This is a genomic window from Desulfatibacillum alkenivorans DSM 16219, from assembly GCF_900142135.1.
Lineage (GTDB): Bacteria > Desulfobacterota > Desulfobacteria > Desulfobacterales > Desulfatibacillaceae > Desulfatibacillum > Desulfatibacillum alkenivorans.
This window is the reverse complement of the sequence record NZ_FQZU01000007.1, coordinates 102,883-123,701: the sequence shown is the minus strand read 5'-3', so window position 1 is coordinate 123,701 and position 20,819 is coordinate 102,883. Positions and strand designations below refer to the sequence as shown.

Annotated in this window: 13 protein-coding genes; 6 read left to right on the top strand and 7 right to left on the bottom strand. The window is 55.1% G+C overall.

Annotated features, from left to right (window positions below; all coding sequences use genetic code 11):
- Positions 1 to 67 precede the first annotated feature (67 nt).
- The gene (locus BUE18_RS08270; protein WP_073474769.1) at positions 68 to 913 is read left to right on the top strand and encodes an SDR family NAD(P)-dependent oxidoreductase; all 846 of its coding nucleotides are present in this window, start codon (positions 68 to 70) and stop codon (positions 911 to 913) included.
- Between the two features lie 108 nt (positions 914 to 1,021).
- Positions 1,022 to 1,648 (top strand): class I SAM-dependent DNA methyltransferase, encoded by a 627-nt coding sequence (locus BUE18_RS08265; RefSeq protein WP_139264652.1) that lies wholly within the window; start codon positions 1,022 to 1,024, stop codon positions 1,646 to 1,648.
- Positions 1,649 to 1,877: 229 nt separating this feature from the next.
- Here BUE18_RS08265 and BUE18_RS08260 read toward each other — a convergent pair whose 3' ends face one another.
- The 4 genes from BUE18_RS08260 to BUE18_RS08245 all read right to left on the bottom strand — a co-directional run bounded on the left by BUE18_RS08260 (position 1,878) and on the right by BUE18_RS08245 (position 6,578).
- Positions 1,878 to 3,407, bottom strand: coding sequence for a methyl-accepting chemotaxis protein (locus BUE18_RS08260; protein WP_073474767.1), 1,530 nt, complete (start codon positions 3,405 to 3,407; stop codon positions 1,878 to 1,880).
- A gap of 354 nt (positions 3,408 to 3,761) precedes the next feature.
- On the bottom strand, positions 3,762 to 4,046 hold the full coding sequence (locus tag BUE18_RS08255) for a pentapeptide repeat-containing protein (RefSeq protein ID WP_073474765.1): 285 nt from the start codon (positions 4,044 to 4,046) through the stop codon (positions 3,762 to 3,764).
- Positions 4,047 to 4,266: 220 nt separating this feature from the next.
- Entirely contained in the window at positions 4,267 to 5,871 is a 1,605-nt protein-coding gene (locus tag BUE18_RS08250) for a sensor histidine kinase (RefSeq protein ID WP_073474764.1), read from the bottom strand.
- Positions 5,868 to 6,578 (bottom strand): response regulator transcription factor, encoded by a 711-nt coding sequence (locus BUE18_RS08245; protein WP_073474762.1) that lies wholly within the window; start codon positions 6,576 to 6,578, stop codon positions 5,868 to 5,870. The genes BUE18_RS08250 and BUE18_RS08245 overlap by 4 nt, the downstream gene beginning before the upstream one ends.
- 423 nt (positions 6,579 to 7,001) lie before the next feature.
- On the opposite strand from BUE18_RS08245, the gene creD reads away from it, so the two are divergent.
- The 3 genes from creD to BUE18_RS08230 all read left to right on the top strand — a co-directional run bounded on the left by creD (position 7,002) and on the right by BUE18_RS08230 (position 10,102).
- A complete protein-coding gene (gene creD / locus BUE18_RS08240; protein ID WP_073474760.1) occupies positions 7,002 to 8,306 on the top strand; it encodes a cell envelope integrity protein CreD in 1,305 nt (434 codons plus the stop codon).
- A 142-nt stretch (positions 8,307 to 8,448) separates the two neighbouring features.
- The gene (locus BUE18_RS08235; RefSeq protein WP_073474759.1) at positions 8,449 to 9,306 is read left to right on the top strand and encodes a peptidoglycan recognition protein family protein; all 858 of its coding nucleotides are present in this window, start codon (positions 8,449 to 8,451) and stop codon (positions 9,304 to 9,306) included.
- Between the two features lie 274 nt (positions 9,307 to 9,580).
- Positions 9,581 to 10,102 carry a hypothetical protein gene (locus tag BUE18_RS08230; protein WP_139264651.1) on the top strand — a complete coding sequence of 174 codons (522 nt, stop codon included), beginning with the start codon at positions 9,581 to 9,583 and terminating at the stop codon, positions 10,100 to 10,102.
- 6 nt (positions 10,103 to 10,108) lie between these two features.
- On the opposite strand, the gene BUE18_RS08225 is transcribed toward BUE18_RS08230, so the two are convergent.
- From BUE18_RS08225 to BUE18_RS08215, 3 genes are all read right to left on the bottom strand, one after another.
- Entirely contained in the window at positions 10,109 to 11,365 is a 1,257-nt protein-coding gene (locus tag BUE18_RS08225; RefSeq protein WP_073474755.1) for an HD-GYP domain-containing protein, read from the bottom strand.
- Positions 11,362 to 13,584, bottom strand: a complete 2,223-nt coding sequence (locus tag BUE18_RS08220; RefSeq protein ID WP_170868303.1) for a HEAT repeat domain-containing protein — start codon at positions 13,582 to 13,584, stop codon at positions 11,362 to 11,364. The genes BUE18_RS08225 and BUE18_RS08220 overlap by 4 nt, the downstream gene beginning before the upstream one ends.
- Positions 13,585 to 13,670: 86 nt before the next feature.
- Positions 13,671 to 14,489, bottom strand: a complete 819-nt coding sequence (locus tag BUE18_RS08215) for a mechanosensitive ion channel family protein (RefSeq protein WP_073474901.1) — start codon at positions 14,487 to 14,489, stop codon at positions 13,671 to 13,673.
- 267 nt (positions 14,490 to 14,756) lie between these two features.
- Here BUE18_RS08215 and BUE18_RS08210 point away from each other — a divergent pair, with 267 nt between their 5' ends.
- Positions 14,757 to 20,816, top strand: coding sequence for an alpha-2-macroglobulin family protein (locus BUE18_RS08210; RefSeq protein WP_073474751.1), 6,060 nt, complete (start codon positions 14,757 to 14,759; stop codon positions 20,814 to 20,816).
- The last annotated feature ends 3 nt before the right edge of the window (positions 20,817 to 20,819 follow it).

Sequence of the window (20,819 nt, the reverse complement as noted above, 5' to 3'; positions counted from 1 at the left end):
CGGATATATGGCGCCCCCCCGCCAGGCTTTAACCTGGCTTTAACAAATAATTTCAAGGAGAAACCCCATGAGCGCGCCCCGTCGAACAGCCCTGGTTTTGGGAGGCGTCAAAGGCATCGGCAAAGCCCTGGCCCTGGACCTGGCAAGCCAGGGAATGGCCGTGGCCGTGAACTATTTTGACTGGGAGGACTCCCTGCCCAAACTTGAGCACGACCTGAAAAATTCGGGGGCGCCTTTCCTGATTTTGAAAAACAACCTGTTGGAAAGCCAGTCAAACATCCCCACCATGGTCCGAACCGTAACCAAGCACTTTGGCCGGCTCGACGTCCTGGTTAACAATATCGAACGGGGCGGCTGGCCCATCGTCCACGGCCATTACACCCAGGACCAGTGGGACCTGGAAATGGAGACGACCCTCCGGGCCAAACGCTGGGCCTTTGAATCCGCCCTGCCCCATCTCGTGGAGTCCGGGGACGGGCTGGTCATAAACATCTCTTCCATTGCCGGGATCACGGGCCGCAGCGGCCCGGCCGGGCTGATCTTTAACGACGGCTACGCCGCCGCCAACCGGGCGGTTTCCTCCCTCACCGAAACCTGGGCCAGGACGGCCGCGCCCAAAGTGCGGGTGAACGAAATCATGCTGGGATTGTTTGAAACCCGCCACGGACCGGGCACGCGGGGATGGGAAATACTAACGGATGAGCAAAAGCAAGCCATCCTGGACCATACCCTTTTAGGCCGCACCGGAGTGATGGACGACGTCACCAAGGCCGTGCGATTTCTCATCCACGACGCCCCGTTCATGACCGGAAGCGTCCTCCGCCTGGACGGCGGCTACGTCCTGGGCGGAGAAAAAGTCCCCTCCATGCCCAAGGGAGTGGTCAAGCCCGGCGAAAGCGTGTTCGGCAAATAACCGCCCAACTGCGCCCCTCAGGGAATCATTGATTTTTATAACCGGCTGTGTTTGGATTGGAAATCCTTAGTTGATATCACATCCTCAAAAATAAAGACGGGAAAGATTATGAGCAGCCGTAAAGAAATCCACGACAGAGTCCTGAATGCAACCGGCAAACAAGAACTTATGGACGCATACAAAGAGTGGGCCGACAAGTACGACGCAGACTTGATCGATGAAATGGGATATGTGGCCCCTGTCATTGCAGGCAAACTGCTGCTGCGATACATCAAAAATCCGGGGATAAAAATTTTGGATGCCGGATGCGGAACCGGCCTCGTGGGGGCTTTTTTGTCTGAAAACGGGTGCACCGACATCACGGGTCTGGATTATTCCCAGGACATGCTCGAGCAGGCCAAGGGCAAGGACGTCTATCAGTCCCTTGTCCAAGGGGATCTTACGCAAACGCTGGATATTGAGAGAAACGCTTATGACGCCGTCATAAGCGTGGGCACATTCACCTCCGGGCATGTGGGGCCCCAAGCCCTGGGCGAACTGGTACGCATCACCAAACCCGGCGGCCTCATCTGTTTTACGGTTCGGGAAGCCGCCTGGATCGAAGACGATTACCGCAACGAAATTGCAAGGATGAAAAAAGGCAAGGCGTGGACAGCCTTGGAGGAAAAGACCAGCGACTATATTCAAAAGGAAGGATCCACCTGCAAGGTGTGTTTGTACCAGGTTGCGGGGTGACCCAATAAGCACTCAAGATTCGGGATTCTATTTTTTTCGAAGTCAACCCAGGGAGCAAACGGCATTAGGCCGGAAACGGGCTGCCGGAGGCAGGCGTGCCGGCCTTTTGGGAACCCGAGGCGGACGCTCGGCTCCGCCCCCTGTTGAATCCCGGTCCTTGGTCAAAGAGCCATTGACGGATCTTTATTCCGGTTTTTCCATCAAGCGTGCAGCCCGGGGGCGCGCCCTTTTAATCCACTTTAAATTTTTCGGACAAATTCCTTAGGGACTCCCCCAACTCATGCAATCGGGCTGTCGCCTGATCAAGTTGCCGGGCGCCTTCCGCATTTTGGGCGCTGGCATGCTTGATGCTCTCCATGGCGGCCGTGAGTTGGTCCAACCCCATGAGCTGCTGCTGGCTGGAGGCGGAAATCTGTGCGGCGGACTGGGAGGATTCCTCCACTCTTTGGGCCAGAACCCGAATGGCGTTGCCGGAGCTGGCCGAGAGGTTCTCTCCGGTTTCCACGGCCTTGGCGCCCCGCTCCATGGCCATGACCGCCTTGCTGGTGGACGCCTGAATATCGCTGAGGATGGCTTTGACCTGCCCCGTGGCCTGCTTGGATTGATCAGACAGGGATTTGACCTCCTGGGCCACCACGCCGAAGCCTTTTCCGAAATCCCCGGCCTTGGCCGCCTCGATGGAGGCGTTCACGGACAAAAGGTTGGATTCGTTGGCCAGGTCGTTCACCGCGCCGATGATGTCTCCGATGCTCTGGGAGTGCTCCGAGAGTTTCATAATGCTTTCGGCGATGTATTGCATCTCGTCCTTGATGCGCTGCATCCCGTCCATGGCTTCCCTGGAGGCGTTTTCTCCGTCCTTGGAAATCCGGGCGGCCTCTTCGGCTTTTTGCGCCACGCCGTCGGCCTTTTGATTGGAAACCATACTGGTCTGCTTGATTTCCTCCGCCGTGGTGCTGACTTGGCTCAGGGTGCTGGAGGTTTCCGCCGAACTGGCCGAAAGCTCGGAAGCCGTGGACGATATTTGGCTGGTAAAGGCGGAAAGGTTTTGGGAGACTTCCTTGACCTGCGCCACGAGAGATTGGGTGTTCTCGGTGAAAATATTGAAGTTCCGGGCCAGGTCGCCCAGTTCGTCATCGGTTTCTATATGCATCCTGGCAGTCAGGTCGCCTTCTCCCTGTGCGATTTTCTCCATGCCCGCGGAAATTTTCTTCAATGGGCGGACCACAACCCTGCGGAAGGCAAAAAACAGGCTCACCAATAAAACGCTTGTGAGAATCAATGTGAGAGAAACGATCACCGCCAGGATGTAACGGAGCTTTGCAGCCTTGTAACGCAAGGATACATAATAGTCGACGACGCCCAGTTCCGCCCCTTTCGGCCCGATGTTTCTGCTCTGCTTGACGCACTCTTCCACAATGGCGCTTTCATCCGTGATGGGCCGCCATGTCTCATCGTTTTCTCCCCGGAGAACCCCCGCAAAGATATCCCCTCCGGCGCCGGATTTCACCACAATGGCGTAATTCCGTTTTTCCACAGTTTCAGCCCCAAGCAGCCGAAGAACGCCTTCCTGATCCTGATGCTTCATGGGGTGCTCCAGGGATACGGCCATTCTGTCCGCACAGGATTTGGCCAGGTCGCTTAGAAAGACATCCACCACCCCGTGAGACATCTTGTAGGCGCCAAACAAAAAAATAACCATGGCAATGGACAAATAGAAAAGGATATTGGCGACGAGTTTGGTTTGAATAGTGCGTTTCATGACTACCCTCCATGCAATACATAGCGGCGCCCATGCAAAATAATACAAGGCAACGCATCGGATTGAAAACAGATAAGGGGGAATTGTCTATAAATGGGCGCCGTCAATACCAATACATGGGGGGACGTAATCAGTCATGACAAAATTGCCTGCTCATTTAACGGTTGATCCAACGCTTTATGGAAAAACAGTATAATTCAGAGAGCCCCTGGCGTCGAGAAAAAAACGCATGCTTTTGAATTGTTGATTCATCCGCATACATTCCCTCGGGAACCCTTGGAGCGAGCGCCGCCGTAACAGTCCCAAGCCTCCGTAAAATTTCAAAGGTCAAACATGAATTCGCCCCCATCCCCGTCACTGTTCCAGCAATTTCCTGGCTAAACTGTGCAGGTCTGAATTGGCGAGCGCCGCCGCTTTCTTTTTTACCGTTCGTGAGTAGTATTCCTTTTCGGTTTTCGTCAACGGGTCGCCCTCCAGCTTTTTTTTGAAGTCGGCGCTCAAACACATGATTCCCTGCAATCTAGCGTTTCGCATATCAGCTTCCTGCAAGGTTGCTTCCCTAAGATCAGCCCTTTGGAGGTTGGCGCCACTGAGGTTGGGATATGAGAGTATGCTATTCTGGAGATTACTTTTCGACAAATTGGCATTTTTTTAGGAGGTTTGCAGCAAATTGGCTTTATGGAGGTTTGCCCCGGGTCTTTTTAACGAGATAAAAACTAATGGTCAAGTATCATGATTTCGTATTCTTAGATCCTTTTGGGACGGTCCTTGATCAACTCATTATATATCCAACGCGAAGCTAAAAGAGGACTTGGCAATCAAATTGTGGCAAGCCCGAACAAGCTGCCGTCACAGGGAATTATGCAGGCATACGCGGCAGGGAGATAACAAAGCAGGCGCCGGGGGCGTCCTGATCCAGGGTGATGGCTCCGCCGTGGGATTTCACCAGGGAGGCCACAATGGAAAGCCCCATGCCCGAGCCTCCGCTTTGGGCGGCGGTGGTGAAAAAGGGGTTGAAAATCCGGGACGCATTGCCGGGGGAGATTCCCGGGCCGTTGTCCGATACCCGGATGACCACCCTTTCCTCTTCCTCTTCAAAATCCACGCTGGCTTCCATGCGAACCTGCACGTCCTCCGGTCCGTGAAACCAGGCGTTTTCCAAAAGATTGACCAGGATGGACTCCAAAGACTCTCTGGCCATGCCCACCTTGCCCATGTTTCCGCCATGGGACACGGAGATGTCCCGGCCCTGATTCAGGTATTTTTCCTCCAGGGATTCCAAAACAAGAATCGCGTCCACGGTTTCGCCTTTATGCTCCGTGGTATCCGCCTTGGCCAGTTCCATGAGGCGCTTCACCAAACGATCCAGGCGGGTAATGTCGGACTCCATCATTTCCAGGAAGCGCGCCCGTTCCTCGTCGCTCATGTCCAGGTCCGGATCGCGCAAAAGCTCCACGGAAGCCGAAAGGGAGGTAAGGGGTGTTTTGAATCCGTGGGATACGTTATTTGCAAACACCCGGGTTTGCTCCGCCCTTTGCGACAGCGCGGTCGCCATGCGGGAGATCGCTTCGGATAGCTGAGCCACCTCCCTGGTTCCCGGCCGTTTGAGCGGAGCCGCGCCCTCCCCTCCGGACGCGACCTGCTCCGCCTGCCGGACCAGCCTTTTCATGGGCCGGCTTATTGCCAGGGTGGTAAGGGTGGTCACCAGCAGGACCACGCCTAGCAAAATGGCCCCGGCCTCCAGAAGATGCCACCGGATCAGGTACAGGCCTTTGTTTAAGTCCAGGGGAGTGCGGGAAAGCACAACAGCCCCCCAGACCCGGTTTCCATATATGACGGGAATGGCCACAAACACCCGCACCCGGCTTTGCCGGCCTATGGAGGGATTCTGCTCCCTTTGCCTGAGCAAGCTCACGTGCTCGCCTTTTAAAGCTCTGGGAACCTCTTCCCGCACCAGCAGGGATTCGTTCATCTCCGTGCCCGAGGACGCCACCACGGTCCCCTGGTAATCCAGGACCCTTGTGCCTGTCAGGGTGGTTTTCCGGGAAGAGATGATGACGGGCATGATGGCGTCGCCCGCGGCCTTGGCGAAGATATCCGGGGGATGCCGGGGCGGAACCGCGTCCCGGCCCTGGGGCAGGATAGGCTCGGTTGCAATGTCCAGGCTGGGCGGGATGGGGTCGTACACGTCTTTTTCCCGAGGGGTGAATTGGGGGTCCAGGGGATTGCCGTATGCCAGGTCCCAGGCCTCGCCCTGATCCAAGGCCAGGTCGAACTGGCGGGCCATTTCCACCCGGAACATGGAGGCCACCAGGGTTCCCTGACCGATAAGGCTGGCCTCGGTCTGCTTGACCAATTCGGTTTCGTACAGGCGGAAAACCGCGATCCCGCCCAGAGGCAGCAAAAGCACCACCAGGTTTACAATCAGCAGGATGGATCTAAGCCGGGGCCGCCCCAGTTTCATGTGCACTCCCCTAATTGATACCCCACCCCGTGGGCGGTGCGGATGGCTTCCCCGCCCACGGCGGCCAGCTTTTTCCGCACCGACTTGATGTGGCTGTCAATGGTTCTGTCGCTGACAAAATGATCCCGTCCGTAAGCGCCGTCGATCAACTCCTCCCGGGTGAAAATTTTCTCGGGATAGCCCATGAGGGTCTGCAAAATCCGAAATTCCCGGTGAGTCAACTCCACCCGGACCGAATCCCAGGACACGATGCGGGCGTCCACGTCCAGGCGCAGGCGGCCCTTTTCCAGAATGGCGCCCAGTTTTTCCTGCAACGAAACCGCGGGCTTGGCTTCGGTCAGCCGTCTTCTCAACCGGGCTTTGACCCGGGCGATAAGCTCCCTTGGGCTGAAAGGCTTGGTCACGTAGTCGTCGCCGCCCAACTCCAGGCCTAAAATGCGATCGATTTCATCGTCCTTGGAGGAAAGAAAAATGATGGGAACGTCCGAATCCCCCCGGATTTTTTTGCACACTTCCGTGCCGTCCATTTCGGGCATGAGGATGTCCAGGATAACCAGGTCCGGAGCGGCTTCCGCAAACATCTCCACGGCCTGCAGGCCGTCTTTGGCCTGGATGGTTTGAAATCCCTCCTTTTTAAGAGCGAATCCAACTACTTCCCTGATATGGGCGTCGTCATCCACCACCATAATGGTCGGGGCCTTGACCATGCTCTTTCTCCCTTAACGGCTTGGTTTTTAAGGCATGCTGGTAAGTTGCAGGCCTATCATAAGCCAAGCCGCTTTACATTACAAGCCCGGTGAAGCGATGATAAAACATCCCAAAAGAATATGATTTCAATTCGTTAACACAGTCTGCACAGATTCTGCACATTTTTTCCACGCCTCTCCACACCGATTCCATCATGCCTGCACACCTTTCATTTATACATTCTCGAAAACAAGGAGGCGCTCATGACTACGTTCCAGGGAATCATTTATGTTTCGGCCTTTTCGCACTTCCCCAGAAAGGTTTTGCTCACCCTCCTGGTGCGGGCGCGCAACTGGAAAATGATGCGGAAAAAACCCGTCTTGGGATCAAAGCCTGAGACGCGCCGCAAAATTAACTAAACCCGGTAAAAACAGGGAGGAGACATGGAGGATCACAGAGGAGAATCGCCTGACCAAAAACGGAAAATCAGCCCGGCCACCGTTAAAATGATAACCATCATCGTCCTGATTTTTCTGCTCATGATTCCAACAGGCCTGATCTCGGGATTGATCAACGAAAGGTCGGGCCGCCGCATGGAGGCGGTGGATGAAATATCCTCCAAATGGGGCAATGCGCAGATGCTGTGCGGGCCTTTCATCACCCTGCCTTATGAAGTCGCCCAAAAAGATTACGTCAGGACCCACAGCGCACACTTTCTGCCCCACGAGTTGAACATTAACGGGGAGGCCAAGCCCATGAATCTGTCCAGAGGCATATACGAAGCGGTGGTTTACAACTCCACCCTGGAGATTTCGGGGACATTCAAAAAATTCGATTTGGAAAAACTGGGAATCGATCCCCAAAACGTGGATTGGGACAAGGCGGCCCTGGAGTTAGGAATTACCGACATGCGCGGGCTGACCAAAAGGGTGTCGGGAAAATTCAACAAGGCGGATTTAAAAATGGGTCCGGGCTTGTCTTCCCAGGAGGTTTTTGAATCGGGAATATCGTCTCCCATCGCAGTGGATGCCATCCAGGAGGAATATACCTTTTCCATTCAAATTTGCTTGAACGGCAGTTACTCCCTGCAATTCATTCCCTTGGGGGAAACCACTTCGGTGCACATGAAGTCGGACTGGTCCAGCCCCAGTTTTTTCGGGGCTTATCTTCCCGGAGAGCGAAACGTAGGGGAAGGATTTGAAGCCAAGTGGAACATCCTGGACCTGAACCGGGAATATCCCCAGTACTGGGTTGATGAGGGGTACGGGGTGCAGCGTTCCGGATTCGGCGTAAAATTCATCAACACGGCGGACGCCTACCAGCAGTCGGAGCGGACCTTGAAATACGCCATTCTGTTCATCCTTGTCGCGTTTGTGGGCTTCTTTCTGGTGGAGGTCATTACTAGAGTGCGCATCCACCCGATCCAATACGCTTTGGTGGGTATGGCCATCGTCATATTCTACCTGCTTCTGATTTCCGTGTCCGAACACGTCGCTTTTGGAGGCGCCTATCTGGCCTCGTGCATTGCGGTCATGATTCTGGTCACGGGGTATTCCTCCAGCGTGCTGAAAAGCAAAAAATTCGCCCTGATCGTGGGCGGAGTGTACGCCGCATTGTACGGGTATTTGTTCATTTTGTTGCAACTGGAGGATTACTCCCTGGTTTCCGGCGCGGCCGGGTTGGCCGTGCTTTTGGGCCTGACCATGTATCTGACCCGCAATATAGACTGGTACGCGGTGGAAATATAGCCGCAACCATTTGGCTTGTTGGGCCGGGGGCCTGTCCACCGCGTATTGGGGCGCGTAATTCCTCCGTCGGGCGCCCCGGCTTAACAAGCCGAAATCAAAAAATGAAAAAACGATAATCCGAAGGGGCAAGGGAGATAACGCCATGGAAAAAAATATCACCATCGGGGAATTTCATCGCAGACTCCTGGAAGAAAAATCAAAGGGCTGCTGCCCGGTTAAAAAATACAAGCTGCTGTGGCTGATCGCCGCCCTGGCCGTGATCATCGCCTTTGCCATGACCTGGTTTCAGGAAGCCAGGTTCAACTGCATCATCATTCATCACACGGCCTCCAAAACGGACAATTACGCGTCCATTAAGCGCTATCACAAGAAAAAAGGGCTGAGGGACGCGGCGTACCACCTGGTGCTATCCAACGGAAGCACGGAGATCCCCCTGGGCAATCTGGAGCCCACGGGAAGATACCTGGCCCTGACTCACGCCATGGCCGTCCGGGACGTCAAATACAACCTGACCGGGCTGCACCTTTGCATTGTGGGGAATTATGAAACTAACGAGGTTCCCGGATACATGAAGCCCGTAATCGCCCATGCCGTCCGCGCCTTGCAGAACAAATTCGGAATACCCGACGACCGCCTGTTGTTCCACCGCGACGTGGGCAAAACAAAATGCCCGGGCAAGTACTTGACCAAAAAGGATTTTCTGTACTGGGTGAGGACCATGGCCGACCAGTGCCCGGCATCCATTGCCGCGCAGCAAAACGAGGCTATTGCCGCCGCCCCTCTTTCAGGCGGCATGGTCACCATTCAACAGGGAATCGTGATGGGCGCGGCATTGCTTTTTTTCGCCTTGGGCTGGATTGCGTTTTTCCATATTTTGTCGGTGTTCAGGCAAAGCAGAGCGCTTAAAAAAAGCAAATCCGCCGCAGGTAATTGCCATCCGCTTTTGGTGGGCATTACCCTTACCTCTTTCAATGGCACGGGCTCTGGAGCCAAGGGGTGATTCCATGTTGAGGCGGCAAACAGTTTTTGCGCCGAAAATACACTTGTTGGGTTTCGCATATATGCTTTTGGTTTTGATCATCACCCGGGAGCAAGATGGACAGCCTATATGAAAAAGCCCTGCAAGCTCTACCCAACCTACTATTTTTATGGATAAAACGTAGATTGGGTAGAGCGTTGGGCAGGATATCGAACGGTTAATATAATGGGCCTTGAACAAAGGCATTAAAAAACTGAAGACGCGCCGCGAAACCCAACAAAAATCGGAGGAAAGCATGGAATTGATACGAAGAAGAACGCCCAGGAATCCGGGCGTTAAAATTGTGAAGAAGATATTTTTGATAATCGCCCTTTTGTTTTGCCTTGTGCAGGCGTTCCAATGGGAGATCAATTTTCTTTTTAATGAATACCTTGAAGTGGAAAAAGGCAGCCTGAAATACTACCTGACCCTGCCTCCGAAAATCGTTCGAAACGCCCCCGTTATTTCACGATTGCCGGACACCGAAACAGGATACTCGTACAGCATTGGGGACGGTAACGCCCCAGGCTATGAAGGCGTTCATTATCAAAGCTCCGAGTCAAAGGAAAACATTATAACCCAGTTAACCAAATACCTTGGCGAATGGGATTATGTTTTTTTTGCAGAGGAGGTGGAAAAAGGGGATGGCGGAAATTGGGTAAGAAACCATCTTAGATTTCGAGCCCCGGAAAAACCGGAAACCGAAGTGGTTGTCAGCCTGTTCCAAGAAGCCGGGAAAGGCCCCATTGGCGTGAAGTTCACCGCCTATCACTGGTAAGGCCGTTTACCGGGCAAAAGCGTGGATGACCTTGGAAAAAATGTTTACCAAATACGGATCGAACTGGGCGCCGGAGCGTTTCTGCAGCAAGTCCAGAACAAAGCCGATGCTCCTGGCCGGGCGATACGGTTTGTCGGTCAGGGCGGCGTCGTAAAAGTCCGCCAGGGTGACCATCTGGCTGATTGCCATGGGCGTCTGCACCCGTGTCGAGCGGGGATACCCCGCCTTGCCTGAGTAATGCAGATGATGCTCATAAGCTGCAATGGCCGCCACCCTCGGGAGGTCGCGGTTTTTCGCCAAAATGCGGGCGCCCGCCAGGCAATGCTGGGCGATCATCATTTTTTCCTGGGCGGAAAGGGGCTCGGCCTTGTTCAACACCTTGGCAGGAATGCGGAGTTTGCCGAAGTCGTGATAAAGCCCGGCCAGGGCGGCGTCCCGGAAAACCTCGGGAGAGGCGTCCAGAAACTGGGCCTGGGCCGCGCACAAAACCGACACATTGAGGGAATGGTTGAAGGTCAGGGGGTCGTGATCCTTCAGGGTTTTCAGGGGCAGCAAATCGTCCGCGTATTTCAAAAAATAATGAATGAAGCTCATGACCGAGTTGCGGATTTTCGCCTTATGAAGCCCTGAACCGTTGCAAATCTGACTGATGGCGTCCCGGGCCTGCTCCAGAAAGTTGACGTCCAACTCGCGAAGCTCCTCGCCGGGAGTCTGCTGCCCCTTGGCTTCCAACTCCGCGATTTCCTCTTGGGACAGGGTCCCCTGCACCATGAGGTTAACCAAGGCTTTGTGGGATACCCTGGGCTTGCTTCCGGCCCGGGCCTCAGTGACCAGACGCCCCACCCTGACGCACCGGGTGCTGTTCAGGTTGATGGGCGCCTCGTCCTCGCCTTCGGGCGGCGGAGCCGTGGCGTTGTGGACGAACTCCCTTATTTCGTCGGCGTTCAATCCAGGCAGGAAAACCAGGCGCTGCACGCCCACGGTTTGCATGAATTCGGCCAGCTTGACAAAATGCAGGCCCTTTTTGTTCATGGGCTTGCCTGCAAAAAGGATTTCCTTTTCAATGCAGACAAACACCATTTCGGGCAGGCTTTGAAAAATCCCCGAGGCTTTTTCCTGAGCCTGGGTGATGGAAAACTGCACCTGGGAGTGGTTGGGATCGTAAATCAGGGAGTTCCTGATGGACGCCGTAATGCTGGAGACGAAGGACGAAACCATTTGGTCCAGTTGACTGGTCTGCATGCCTGTATAATTCATATTCATCCGATCGCCTGCGCCCTTTTTTGCCTTGCGGCCAGCCTCTTTGCTATATCCACAATTTCCACGTTATGGTCCTGCAAGCCGGCGCTAATCAGGCCGTCCAGCCGGTTTATAGGAAAACGCTCCAAAGAGCGGAAAATTTCCAGTTTGATGCGGTCGTAGGACGGGCCTGCGAACAGGAACTTGGAGGTGACCACCTCGTAAAAGTCCTCCAGCACGTCCGGGTCCCTGATTTCGGCCAGGGCCTTGATGGCCCGGATGCGCAGGGAAAGGGCCTGAGGGTCTTTGGCGCGATGATCCTTGACCATGTCTATGAGCTTTTCCGTGACAAAGGAGTCGAAAATCAGGCCGGCTACGGATATGCCGCCCATGGCGATTTCATGCTCCGGGTCGTCAATGGCGCTCAGGATCAGGGAGCGCAGGCTGGGCGATCCGATCCTGGCGAGGGCGCGCAAAGCCTCGATGCGCACCTTGGGGTGGCCCTCTTCGGCCAGTTCCTCCACCCGGTCTACGGCTTTATCGTCCCCCACGGTTTTGATGATGGCCAGCATGTTGCGGACCACAAACCAGCGGTCGTCGTACAGGTTTTCCAGGACGAACGGCTGGGCCGGGCTGTAGGCGTGGGAGATGAGTTTCAAGAGGATTCCCCGGACGGACTTGTTGTCCTCCTGGATCAGGGCTTCCACCAGGCTGTTTCCGGCTATGGGCCCTGTTTGCTCCAGGATTTCCATCAGGGGCTGGGCTTCATCCATCCCCTTTTGAAGTAGAATCGTAGCCACAAAAGAAATGTTTTCCGTATCCCAGAATTTATCGGTCACCTTGGCCCGGACCCGGCCTAAAAAGGCCTTGTCCTGGTCATGGTCCTGGGCGATCTCCTCCATGATGGTCCAGATATGCCCCAACACGTCCCAGCGGGCCAGGGTAAGGTTTTCCCAGGCCAGGCTCATGAGGATTTCGGCGAAGTCCATGGCCTCATTTTCATCCGGGGCTTTTTCAAACAGATCCAAAAGCATTTCCGCAAACCGGAAGCTGGTGTGCAGAGGATCTTCCAACTCCTCGCGCTGCCAATGACCCGCGTTGGGAATTTTTTCCATCTGCCTGGCGGTGAGGGCCTGCAATTGCCTGACGCCCTCAATGGTGGGGCCTTGCTTTTCAGCCTCCGATATTCCGGCCATGGACAAAAAGGACCGGGCGTTGGCTTCCAATTCCTTGCGCTCTTCCGGAGAAAGGTCGGAAAGGACGATGTTGACTTCCTCCTCCGAGCTTTTAGCGGCCAATTGATCCACCAGCGCCAAAATGGCCGGGTTGACCTGGATATTGGATTTTTTTATTTTTTCAATGGCTTTCAGCAAAATGGCGGCGGGAAGCCGCCGAAGGATTTCCGCGGAGATGTGCGGCGCCTTGGTGGAAAAATCAAAGACTTCCTTTAAGAAATCCAGCCGGGGCTCCGGGGCCAGGGTTTTTATCAGGTCCACAAAGCTCTTTTTGACCAGCGAGTCGGAGGACTCGTCCCTGGCCGGGGCTGCCAGTTCTTTCAGAAACTGTTTCGCAACCTTGTCGTAAGACAGGCTGACCGCGGCGTCCTCTTCCAACTCATTGAGAAACTCGGCAAGCTCCTTGCCGTCGATGTTCAGGAGGGACACGCTTTCCCGGTCGTACAGGGCGATCTGGCCCAACAGCCCGCGCACGTACCCTTTCCAGCCGCTTTCCTCCGGGTCCCGGCCTTCCTCCTCCTCGTTTACGGCGTCCAAATCTTCGGTGAATTGCAGGTTTTCGTAATCCAGCTGAGACACCGTCAGGTTGACCACGCCTTCGGCCGAAAGAATGTCAGCAAGACTCGCGGACGCGGCGCCGGGCAGGAGGTCCTCCCCCATGATGCGGCCCACCGTCACCAACTCGCTGCTGGTAAGCCCCTTTTTGATGGTCAGGGAAAGCACCGACCTGTCGTGGAGAAAGGAGGCGAACTCGGCGTGGGCGGCGAGGTTGGGGCCAAGCTCGGTCTGTCCGTGAATGAGCGTGTCGCCCACCACTCCCAGGACCAGATCCTGACCGCCGGACTCGTAAAAAAACTTTTTCAGGACCGTGCTCACCCGGGCCATGGCCATTTTCAGCTGGGGATGGCCGTCCGGATACAATGCTGCGTTTTTCCGGACGATATTCAACTGCATAACCACATCCGAAATCAGCTTGGGATCAATTCCACTCTCGTTTGGCTCGTTCATCAGCGCCCCGGGCTTTTTAAGTGGACGGGTTTGGAAGGCGTCTTGCCTGACTTCCGTATATTGCATATACTTTTATAGAACCTGTTTTAAGAACCCTCGGTTTCCTTGATGATTCTCACATCTCTCTGGGGATAGGGGATCTCCACCCCAACTTCCTTCAAAGCCTTGTATACGGCGAGGTTCACCTTATACTGGAGGTCGTAATACTTGATGGTGGGCGCCCAATAGCGCACCCCGATATTAATGGAAGAATCTGCAAAGGCTTCAATTCCTACCTGACTTGCGGGTTCTTCGGGTATATCCTCAAAATTCTTTAGCGCATTGTTGATGGCTTCGATGGCGGTCTCCGGGTCGCTGGCGTAAGAAATCCCCACGGAGGTTTCCACCACGGAATAGGCGAAGGAGTTGGTCAGGATCTCTCCCACAATATGCTTGTTGGGGATCATGATTTTCTCGCCGTCCTCGGTGACGAGGATCGTGGAGGCCAGGGTGATGTCCTCCACAACGCCCCGCACGCCGGCCATGGTTACGGTGTGGCCAAGGGTGAAAGGCCGGGTCATGATGATGGTGAGACCGGCGCCGTAGTTGGACAATATGCCTTGCACGGCGAAGCTGGCGCCCAAGGTCAGGGCGCCCAGGGCGGCGACAAAGGGCCCCAGGGAAATGCCGAACTTGTCCAGGGCCAGAATCACCGTGAAAATCAGCACTAAAACCTTGGAAACACCGCCCAGAAAACGGCTGAGCATGGGGTCCATGTTTCGGCCGTCCAACAGACGGGTGATGGTCTTGGCAAGCCAGCCGGCTAAAAGCCATCCCACAATAAGGATGACCATCGCTCCGAATATCTGAAAGGAATAGTTGACCACAAAATCGGTGGCCACGCCCAAGGCTTTATCCAGTTCCATATTTTCCAAAGACCGCCTCCTTAGATTCCTCAATTTTGTCTAAAAATTAAAAATTGACTATGTGTAGAATTTCCATGAAATCAAGTTTACTAGACTAATTTTAAGAATGAATATCATACTTATTGGCGTTTTGCCAAATAAATTAAACGCCTAACAAGATGCATGCGCCGCGAAATTTTGCATTAGTTTTGCTTTTTCTATGAGCATTGGTCATGTATCATGAGGTAAAAACTTTGTCCCTGCACCCGAACCCCAGGAGAGTTCCCCATGCAAATCAGGCCTTTTTTAATAGTCGTTTTTATTCTGCTTTTGGTTGCGCCTGCGGCTTTTTCCCAGTCTGCGAACCATGAAAGCCCGTTCCGGCAAGCCGAAAGGCAAATGCAGGAGGGCAACTATAAGGACGCCCTGGATTTGTATGTTCAAGTGATTGAGGACGAAAACGCCGACCCTGATGAAGCGGCGCCCTCCCTCACGAACGCCGCGGCCTGTATGCAGCGCCTTGGCAGGTTGAAGGAAGCCGACGGGCTTTTGGAAAAAGCCGTGGAAATCCATAAGGACCAATGGCGCGTTCTCCACCGGGCGGCGGAGACGTATTTTTCCCTGGATCATAACGGGTGTATAGTCTCCGGAAAATTTGAACGCGGGCCCCACAGGGGGGGCTGCGACCGTGTGGACGCCTCGGAGCGGGACCGGGTGCGGGCCCTGCAATTGATGAAGCAGGCCTTGGATATTCTTCCGGATGACGTGGACAAAACCGACGCATCCAGCCTGTGCTTCCGTTTTGCAAACATGGTCCTGGGTTATCGCGGCCTGGGCGAGGCCTGGAGGCTTCAATACGCCACGGACCTGGAAACCCTGCCCGATCATGAGGAAGGATATTGGAGTCATTACGTTTATGAGAATGCAAGAACTCCCGTGGACCCGGAAGGAAACCCTATTTTTTACTCTATTCCTGAGAGTTTTGAAAAAGCCGCCAATGACGGGGAGCGGTATCGCTGGCTATTGAACTATGCGGCAAAACGAAACCCGGAGTCGAAAAATCAAGCCCTTTGGAAATACGCCAAGTTTTTGCAAGACCAATTCGGCGTGGAAACTTTAACCAGGGCGTCGCTTTTGGCGGGCGCCATGGACGGCGGGATGGAAAAGGACGGTCCTTTTACCGTTCACACCTTGTCGGAGAACGAAACCATTGCATCCCTGGCTTCGGGCGTTAAACGCTTTACCCTGCCCAAAGAGCATAATTATATCGCCATCTACAAGCAGATCGAAAAAAGCGGCGGAAGCTATGCGCAAAACGCCCTGGAATCCCTGGCCCAAATTTTTGAAAACCGCCGGCAATATCCCAAGGCGGTCAAGTACCGTAAGGATTTGATTAAGCGCTTTCCTAAAAGCAAAAAGGAGCAGAACAAAAAGTTGATGCAGCTTACCGGCGCCTTGGGAGAGTTCGATTCCTGCGCGACTCAGCCCGCGGGCAGGGAAGCGGAAGTCGGCTTTACATTCCGCAACGGAAAAAAGGTGCATTTCAAGGCCGTGGAGGTTGACGAGAAAAGGCTGATCGAAGACGTAAAAAAAACTATCCGGGATGCAAAAGAAGGAATTCCCGATTTTGATACAATAAATCTGTACAATATCGTAGAGCGCCTCGTCACCCAAAACCAGACGCAATACCTTGGAAAAACCGCGGCGGAATGGGACCTGGCCCTGGAGCCGAACAAGGATCATTTCGACAAACGGATTACCGTCAAAACGCCCTTGAAAAAGGCAGGGGTCTATCTCCTGACCTCCCAGATGGAAAACGGCAATGCTTCCAGCATCATTGTCAGAATAACAGACACGGCCATTGTCCAAAAAACCATGAACGGCCGGAATTTGTATTATATCAGCGACGCGGCGACCGGCGAGCCCCTGGCCGGAATGAAGGTTGAACTATTTTGGTACGAGCTAAATCCGAAAAAAACAGTCATTGATGAAATGGTCAAAACAACCGACCGGAACGGCATGGCAACCGTTGAGGATCTGCGGGAGCGAGGATCATTCGGCCTGATCGTGACAGCCGAAAGCGCCGATGGCCGATTCACCCATTTTGAAAATTATGGCGGTTGGTGGGGACGCTCGGACCTTGACAACCTGGACCAAACCCGTGCCTTTGGCATTACGGACAGGCCCGTATACCGGCCCGGCCAGACCGTGCATTATAAATTCTGGGTGCGCCAGGCAAGGTACGACCTGGGCGAGAAATCCAAGTACGCCGGCAAATCCTTCATGATCGAAGGAGTCGACCCCAAAAGCACGACCATCATCAGCAGCACAAAGATCGCGGACGAATACGGCGGAATGGAGGGTGAATACACCCTGCCCGATGAAGCGCCCCTTGGCAGGTATTACGTCCATTTAGGCTCCCAAGGAAGCATCTCATTCCGGGTGGAGGAATACAAAAAGCCGGAATTTGAGGTTAAGGTGGAAGCGCCCGAAAAGCCCATCGCCCTGGGCGAAACCATTCCGGTGGAAATCAAAGCGGATTATTATTTCGGCGCGCCGGTCCAAGAAGCCAAGGTCGCCTACAAGGTGCTTCGGTCCGAGTATAATCAGGGCTGGTTTCCCCGGGGCCCCTGGGACTGGCTGTACGGCGCCGGGTATTGGTGGTTTGGCTACGATTATGACTGGTATCCCGGCTGGACCAAGTGGGGCTGCAATCGTCCCCGTTGGTCATGGTGGTGGAGCGGCAGAAATGCACCGCCGGAAGTGGTGGCCGAAGGCCAGGGCCTGACCGATGAGAACGGCGTGCTGAAGCTGCCCATTGATACGGCTTTGGCCAAAGAGCTAAGGGGCGATTCAGACCATCGATACGAAATCACCGTGGAAGTGACGGACCAATCCCGCAGGACCATTGTGGGAAAAGGCGCCGTGATTGCGGCCAGGGAGCCTTTCAAGGTCTACGCCTGGGTGAATAAGGGACATTATCAGGTGGGCGACGTGGTCAAGGCCGATTTTTCCGCCCAGACTCCGGACGGCAAGCCTGTGTCCGGTTCGGGCAAGGCGGTTTTGTATAAAGTCACCCGCAAAAACGGCGAGCCTTCGGAAAAGGCCGTCAAGGAATGGGACCTGAAAATCGGCGCTGACGGCCGCGCGGAATTGAAAATGGACGCCTCAAAGGCCGGGCAGTATCGCATTTCCCTCAGCGTAATCGACGCCAAGGGCCGCACCCGGGAAGGCGGATACGTGTTCTGCGTCATGGGGGATAAAGACACAGGCAAAAATTTCGTCTTCGACCATCTGGAACTTGTGCCTGATTTGCGGGAATACACTCCTGGAGACAAGGTGCGGCTGCGTATCAACACCCGCGCCAAGGACTCCACGGTGCTCTTGTTTGTCAGGCCGGAAAACGGCGTGTATCCCAAGCCCAGAGTTTTGCGGATCAACGGAAACAGCACGGTTCAGGAAATCGAAGTCAGCAAAAAGGATATGCCCAATTTCTTTGTGGAGGCCCTGACCGTCCATGACGGCAAGGTGTACTCCGAAACCCGGCGGATTGTGGTTCCGCCCGAAAATCGCGTGTGTAATGTGGAGGTCCTGCCTTCCTCCGAAAAATACAAGCCCGGCGAGAAGGCCAAAATCGACCTGCGCCTGACGGGCATGGACGGCGAGCCCTTTAAAGGAAGTGCGGTGCTGACCGTGTACGACAAGGCTGTCGAGTACATTTCCGGCGGCTCCAATGTCCCTGACATCCGGGACTATTTCTGGAAATGGGTCAGAAGCCACTCTCCAAGGACCTCGGATAATGTGAGCTCCAATGAATATCAAGTAACGCCCCCGGATTCGATCGCCATGCGCCCTATCGGAGTTTTTGGGTCCGTTCCCGCTCCGGGCGAAAAACGTGTTGCCCATAGAATGCTTGCTAAACCAAAGAGCAACGTGCTGCGTAGCGCTGCAATCGGTGAAATGGCAACCTTCGCTGCACCGGCGCCCCAGGCGGAAATGATGTCCGATGAAGCCGATGCAGGCGCCGGCGCCTCGGAAGAAGCCGTGCATGTGCGCACGGAATTTGCGGACACGGCTTTTTGGGCCGGGTCCTTGGAGACCGATGGAAACGGGCACGCCCAGGTGGAATTTGACATGCCCGAAAACCTGACCGCCTGGAAGATCAAGGCCTGGGCCATGGGCCACGGCACCCGGGTGGGCCAGGGGGAAGCAGAGGTTGTCACGTCCAAGGACCTGCTGCTGCGCTTGCAGGCCCCCCGGTTCTTCGTGCAAGGGGACGAGGTTGTGCTTTCGGCCAATATCCATAATTATCTGGACGACCGGGTTTCGGTCAGGGCCGTTCTGGAACTGGACGGCGGCTGCCTGGAATTGGAACGGGGCGCCAACAAAATCCTGCCGCTGGACTCCAACAGCGAAAAACGCGTGGACTGGCGGGTGAAGGTCGTCAAGGAAGGCGAGGCCATCGTCCGTATGAAGGCGATTTCCGCCAAGGAATCGGACGCCATGGAAATGCGCTTTCCCGTCTACGTTCACGGCATGGAAAAAACCGAGACCTTCAGCGGCGTCATCCGGCCGGATCAAAACTCCGGCGTCTTTACCATTGACGTCCCCAAGGCGAGACGCCCCGAGGCCTCCCGCCTGGAGGTGAGATACTCCCCCACCCTGGCGGGCGCCATGGTCGACGCCCTGCCCTATCTGGCAAATTACCCCTACGGATGCACCGAGCAAACCTTGAACCGGTTTCTGCCCACGGCAATCACCCTGAACCTGCTGGAAAGCAAAGGCATTGACCTGAAAGCCCTGAAAGACAAGCACACCAACCTGAACGCCCAGGAAATGGGAGACCCGGCCGAACGCGCCGCCCAATGGCAGCAGTGGGACGAAAATCCGGTGTACGATCCGGCCAGGGTCCGGGACATGGTGCGGGAAGGCGTGGACAAGCTGGCCTCCATGCAGAATTCCGATGGCGGATGGGGCTGGTTTTCCGGCCGGGGAGAACACTCCTATCCCCATACCACGGCCACCGTGGTCCGGGGTCTGATGAAGGCCAAGGAGGCCGGGGCGGACGTTCCTCAAGCCGTGCTCACACAAGGCCTTGCCTGGCTGGAACGTTACCAAGAGGAGCAGTTAACCCACCTGAACAACGCCGCCTCCAAAACAAAGCCTTATAAAACGTATGCCGACAATACGGACGCCTATATCTTCATGATCCTGGCTCGGGCCGGCCAGGGAAGTCAGGCGATGAAAGACTATCTCATGCGGGATAAAACCCGTCTTTCGGTCTACGGCCTGACCCTGCTGGGCGCCGGCCTCCATGTAATGGAGGAGAACGAGGACCTGGCCCGGGTCATGAAAAACATCAGCCAATATCTGGTTTGCGACGACGAAAACCAGACCTGCTGCCTGGAAATGGGCGGCGGCGCCTGGTGGTGGTACTGGTACGGAGACCGGATGGAAGCCAACGCCTGGTATTTGAAACTCCTGGCGGCAACCGGATTTGAAGGGGAAAAAGGTGCGCAGAACCAGGCCGCCGGGCTGGTCAAGTACATCCTCAACAACCGGAAGCACGGCGCGCGCTGGAAATCCACCCGGGACACGGCCCTGTGCATCGAGGCCCTGGCCGACTACCTGAAAGCCTCGGGCGAAGACGCCCCGGACATGAAGATTGCGGTATACGTGGACGGTATTTTAAAAAAAGAAGTCGCGGTCAACCAAGGCAACCTGCTGGATTTTGACAATGCGCTGATCCTGAGAGGGGATGAAATCTCCTCGGGAAGGCATGAAATCCGGCTGGAGCGCAAAGGCAAGGGCCCGGTGTACTTCAATGCCTGGATGAGCAATTTCACCCTGGAGGACGACATCAAGGCCGCGGGTTTGGAAATCAAGGTGGATCGCAAAATCTATCTGCTCAAGCCTGTGGACAAAACCATCAAGGACGCGGGCGCCCGCGGCCAGGTTCTGGACCGCAAGGTGGAAAAATACGAACGCCAGGAGCTAAGCAACCTGGACATGCTCCAAAGCGGAGACCTTGTGGAAGTGGAGTTGACCGTCCAAAGCAAGAACGACTACGAATACCTGGTTTTTGAGGATTACAAGCCCGCCGGATTCGAGCCCGTGGACGTGCGCAGCGGATACAGCGGCGCGGGCATGGGCGCCTACGTGGAATACCGGGACGAACGGGTGGCCTTCTTCTGCCGGTCCGTTCTTCGGGGAACCCACAACCTGTCGTACCGGATGCGGGCGGAAATCCCGGGCAGGTTCTCGGCCCTGCCAACCAAGGCCCACGCCATGTATGCGCCTGAGCTCAAGGCCAATTCCGGCGAAATCAAATTGCGAGTGGAGGATTGATAA

Bases quoted from the DNA above. Each gene is read 5' to 3' on its own strand.
- BUE18_RS08270 (WP_073474769.1), top strand. From the start codon at position 68: ATGAGCGCGCCCCGTCGAACAGCCCTGGTTTTGGGAGGCGTCAAAGGC.
- BUE18_RS08265 (WP_139264652.1), top strand. From the start codon at position 1,022: ATGAGCAGCCGTAAAGAAATCCACGACAGAGTCCTGAATGCAACCGGC.
- BUE18_RS08260 (WP_073474767.1), bottom strand. From the start codon at position 3,407: ATGAAACGCACTATTCAAACCAAACTCGTCGCCAATATCCTTTTCTAT.
- BUE18_RS08250 (WP_073474764.1), bottom strand. From the start codon at position 5,871: ATGAAACTGGGGCGGCCCCGGCTTAGATCCATCCTGCTGATTGTAAAC.
- BUE18_RS08245 (WP_073474762.1), bottom strand. From the start codon at position 6,578: ATGGTCAAGGCCCCGACCATTATGGTGGTGGATGACGACGCCCATATC.
- creD (WP_073474760.1), top strand. From the start codon at position 7,002: ATGGAGGATCACAGAGGAGAATCGCCTGACCAAAAACGGAAAATCAGC.
- BUE18_RS08235 (WP_073474759.1), top strand. From the start codon at position 8,449: ATGGAAAAAAATATCACCATCGGGGAATTTCATCGCAGACTCCTGGAA.
- BUE18_RS08230 (WP_139264651.1), top strand. From the start codon at position 9,581: ATGGAATTGATACGAAGAAGAACGCCCAGGAATCCGGGCGTTAAAATT.
- BUE18_RS08225 (WP_073474755.1), bottom strand. From the start codon at position 11,365: ATGAATATGAATTATACAGGCATGCAGACCAGTCAACTGGACCAAATG.
- BUE18_RS08220 (WP_170868303.1), bottom strand. From the start codon at position 13,584: ATGAACGAGCCAAACGAGAGTGGAATTGATCCCAAGCTGATTTCGGAT.
- BUE18_RS08215 (WP_073474901.1), bottom strand. From the start codon at position 14,489: ATGGAACTGGATAAAGCCTTGGGCGTGGCCACCGATTTTGTGGTCAAC.
- BUE18_RS08210 (WP_073474751.1), top strand. From the start codon at position 14,757: ATGCAAATCAGGCCTTTTTTAATAGTCGTTTTTATTCTGCTTTTGGTT.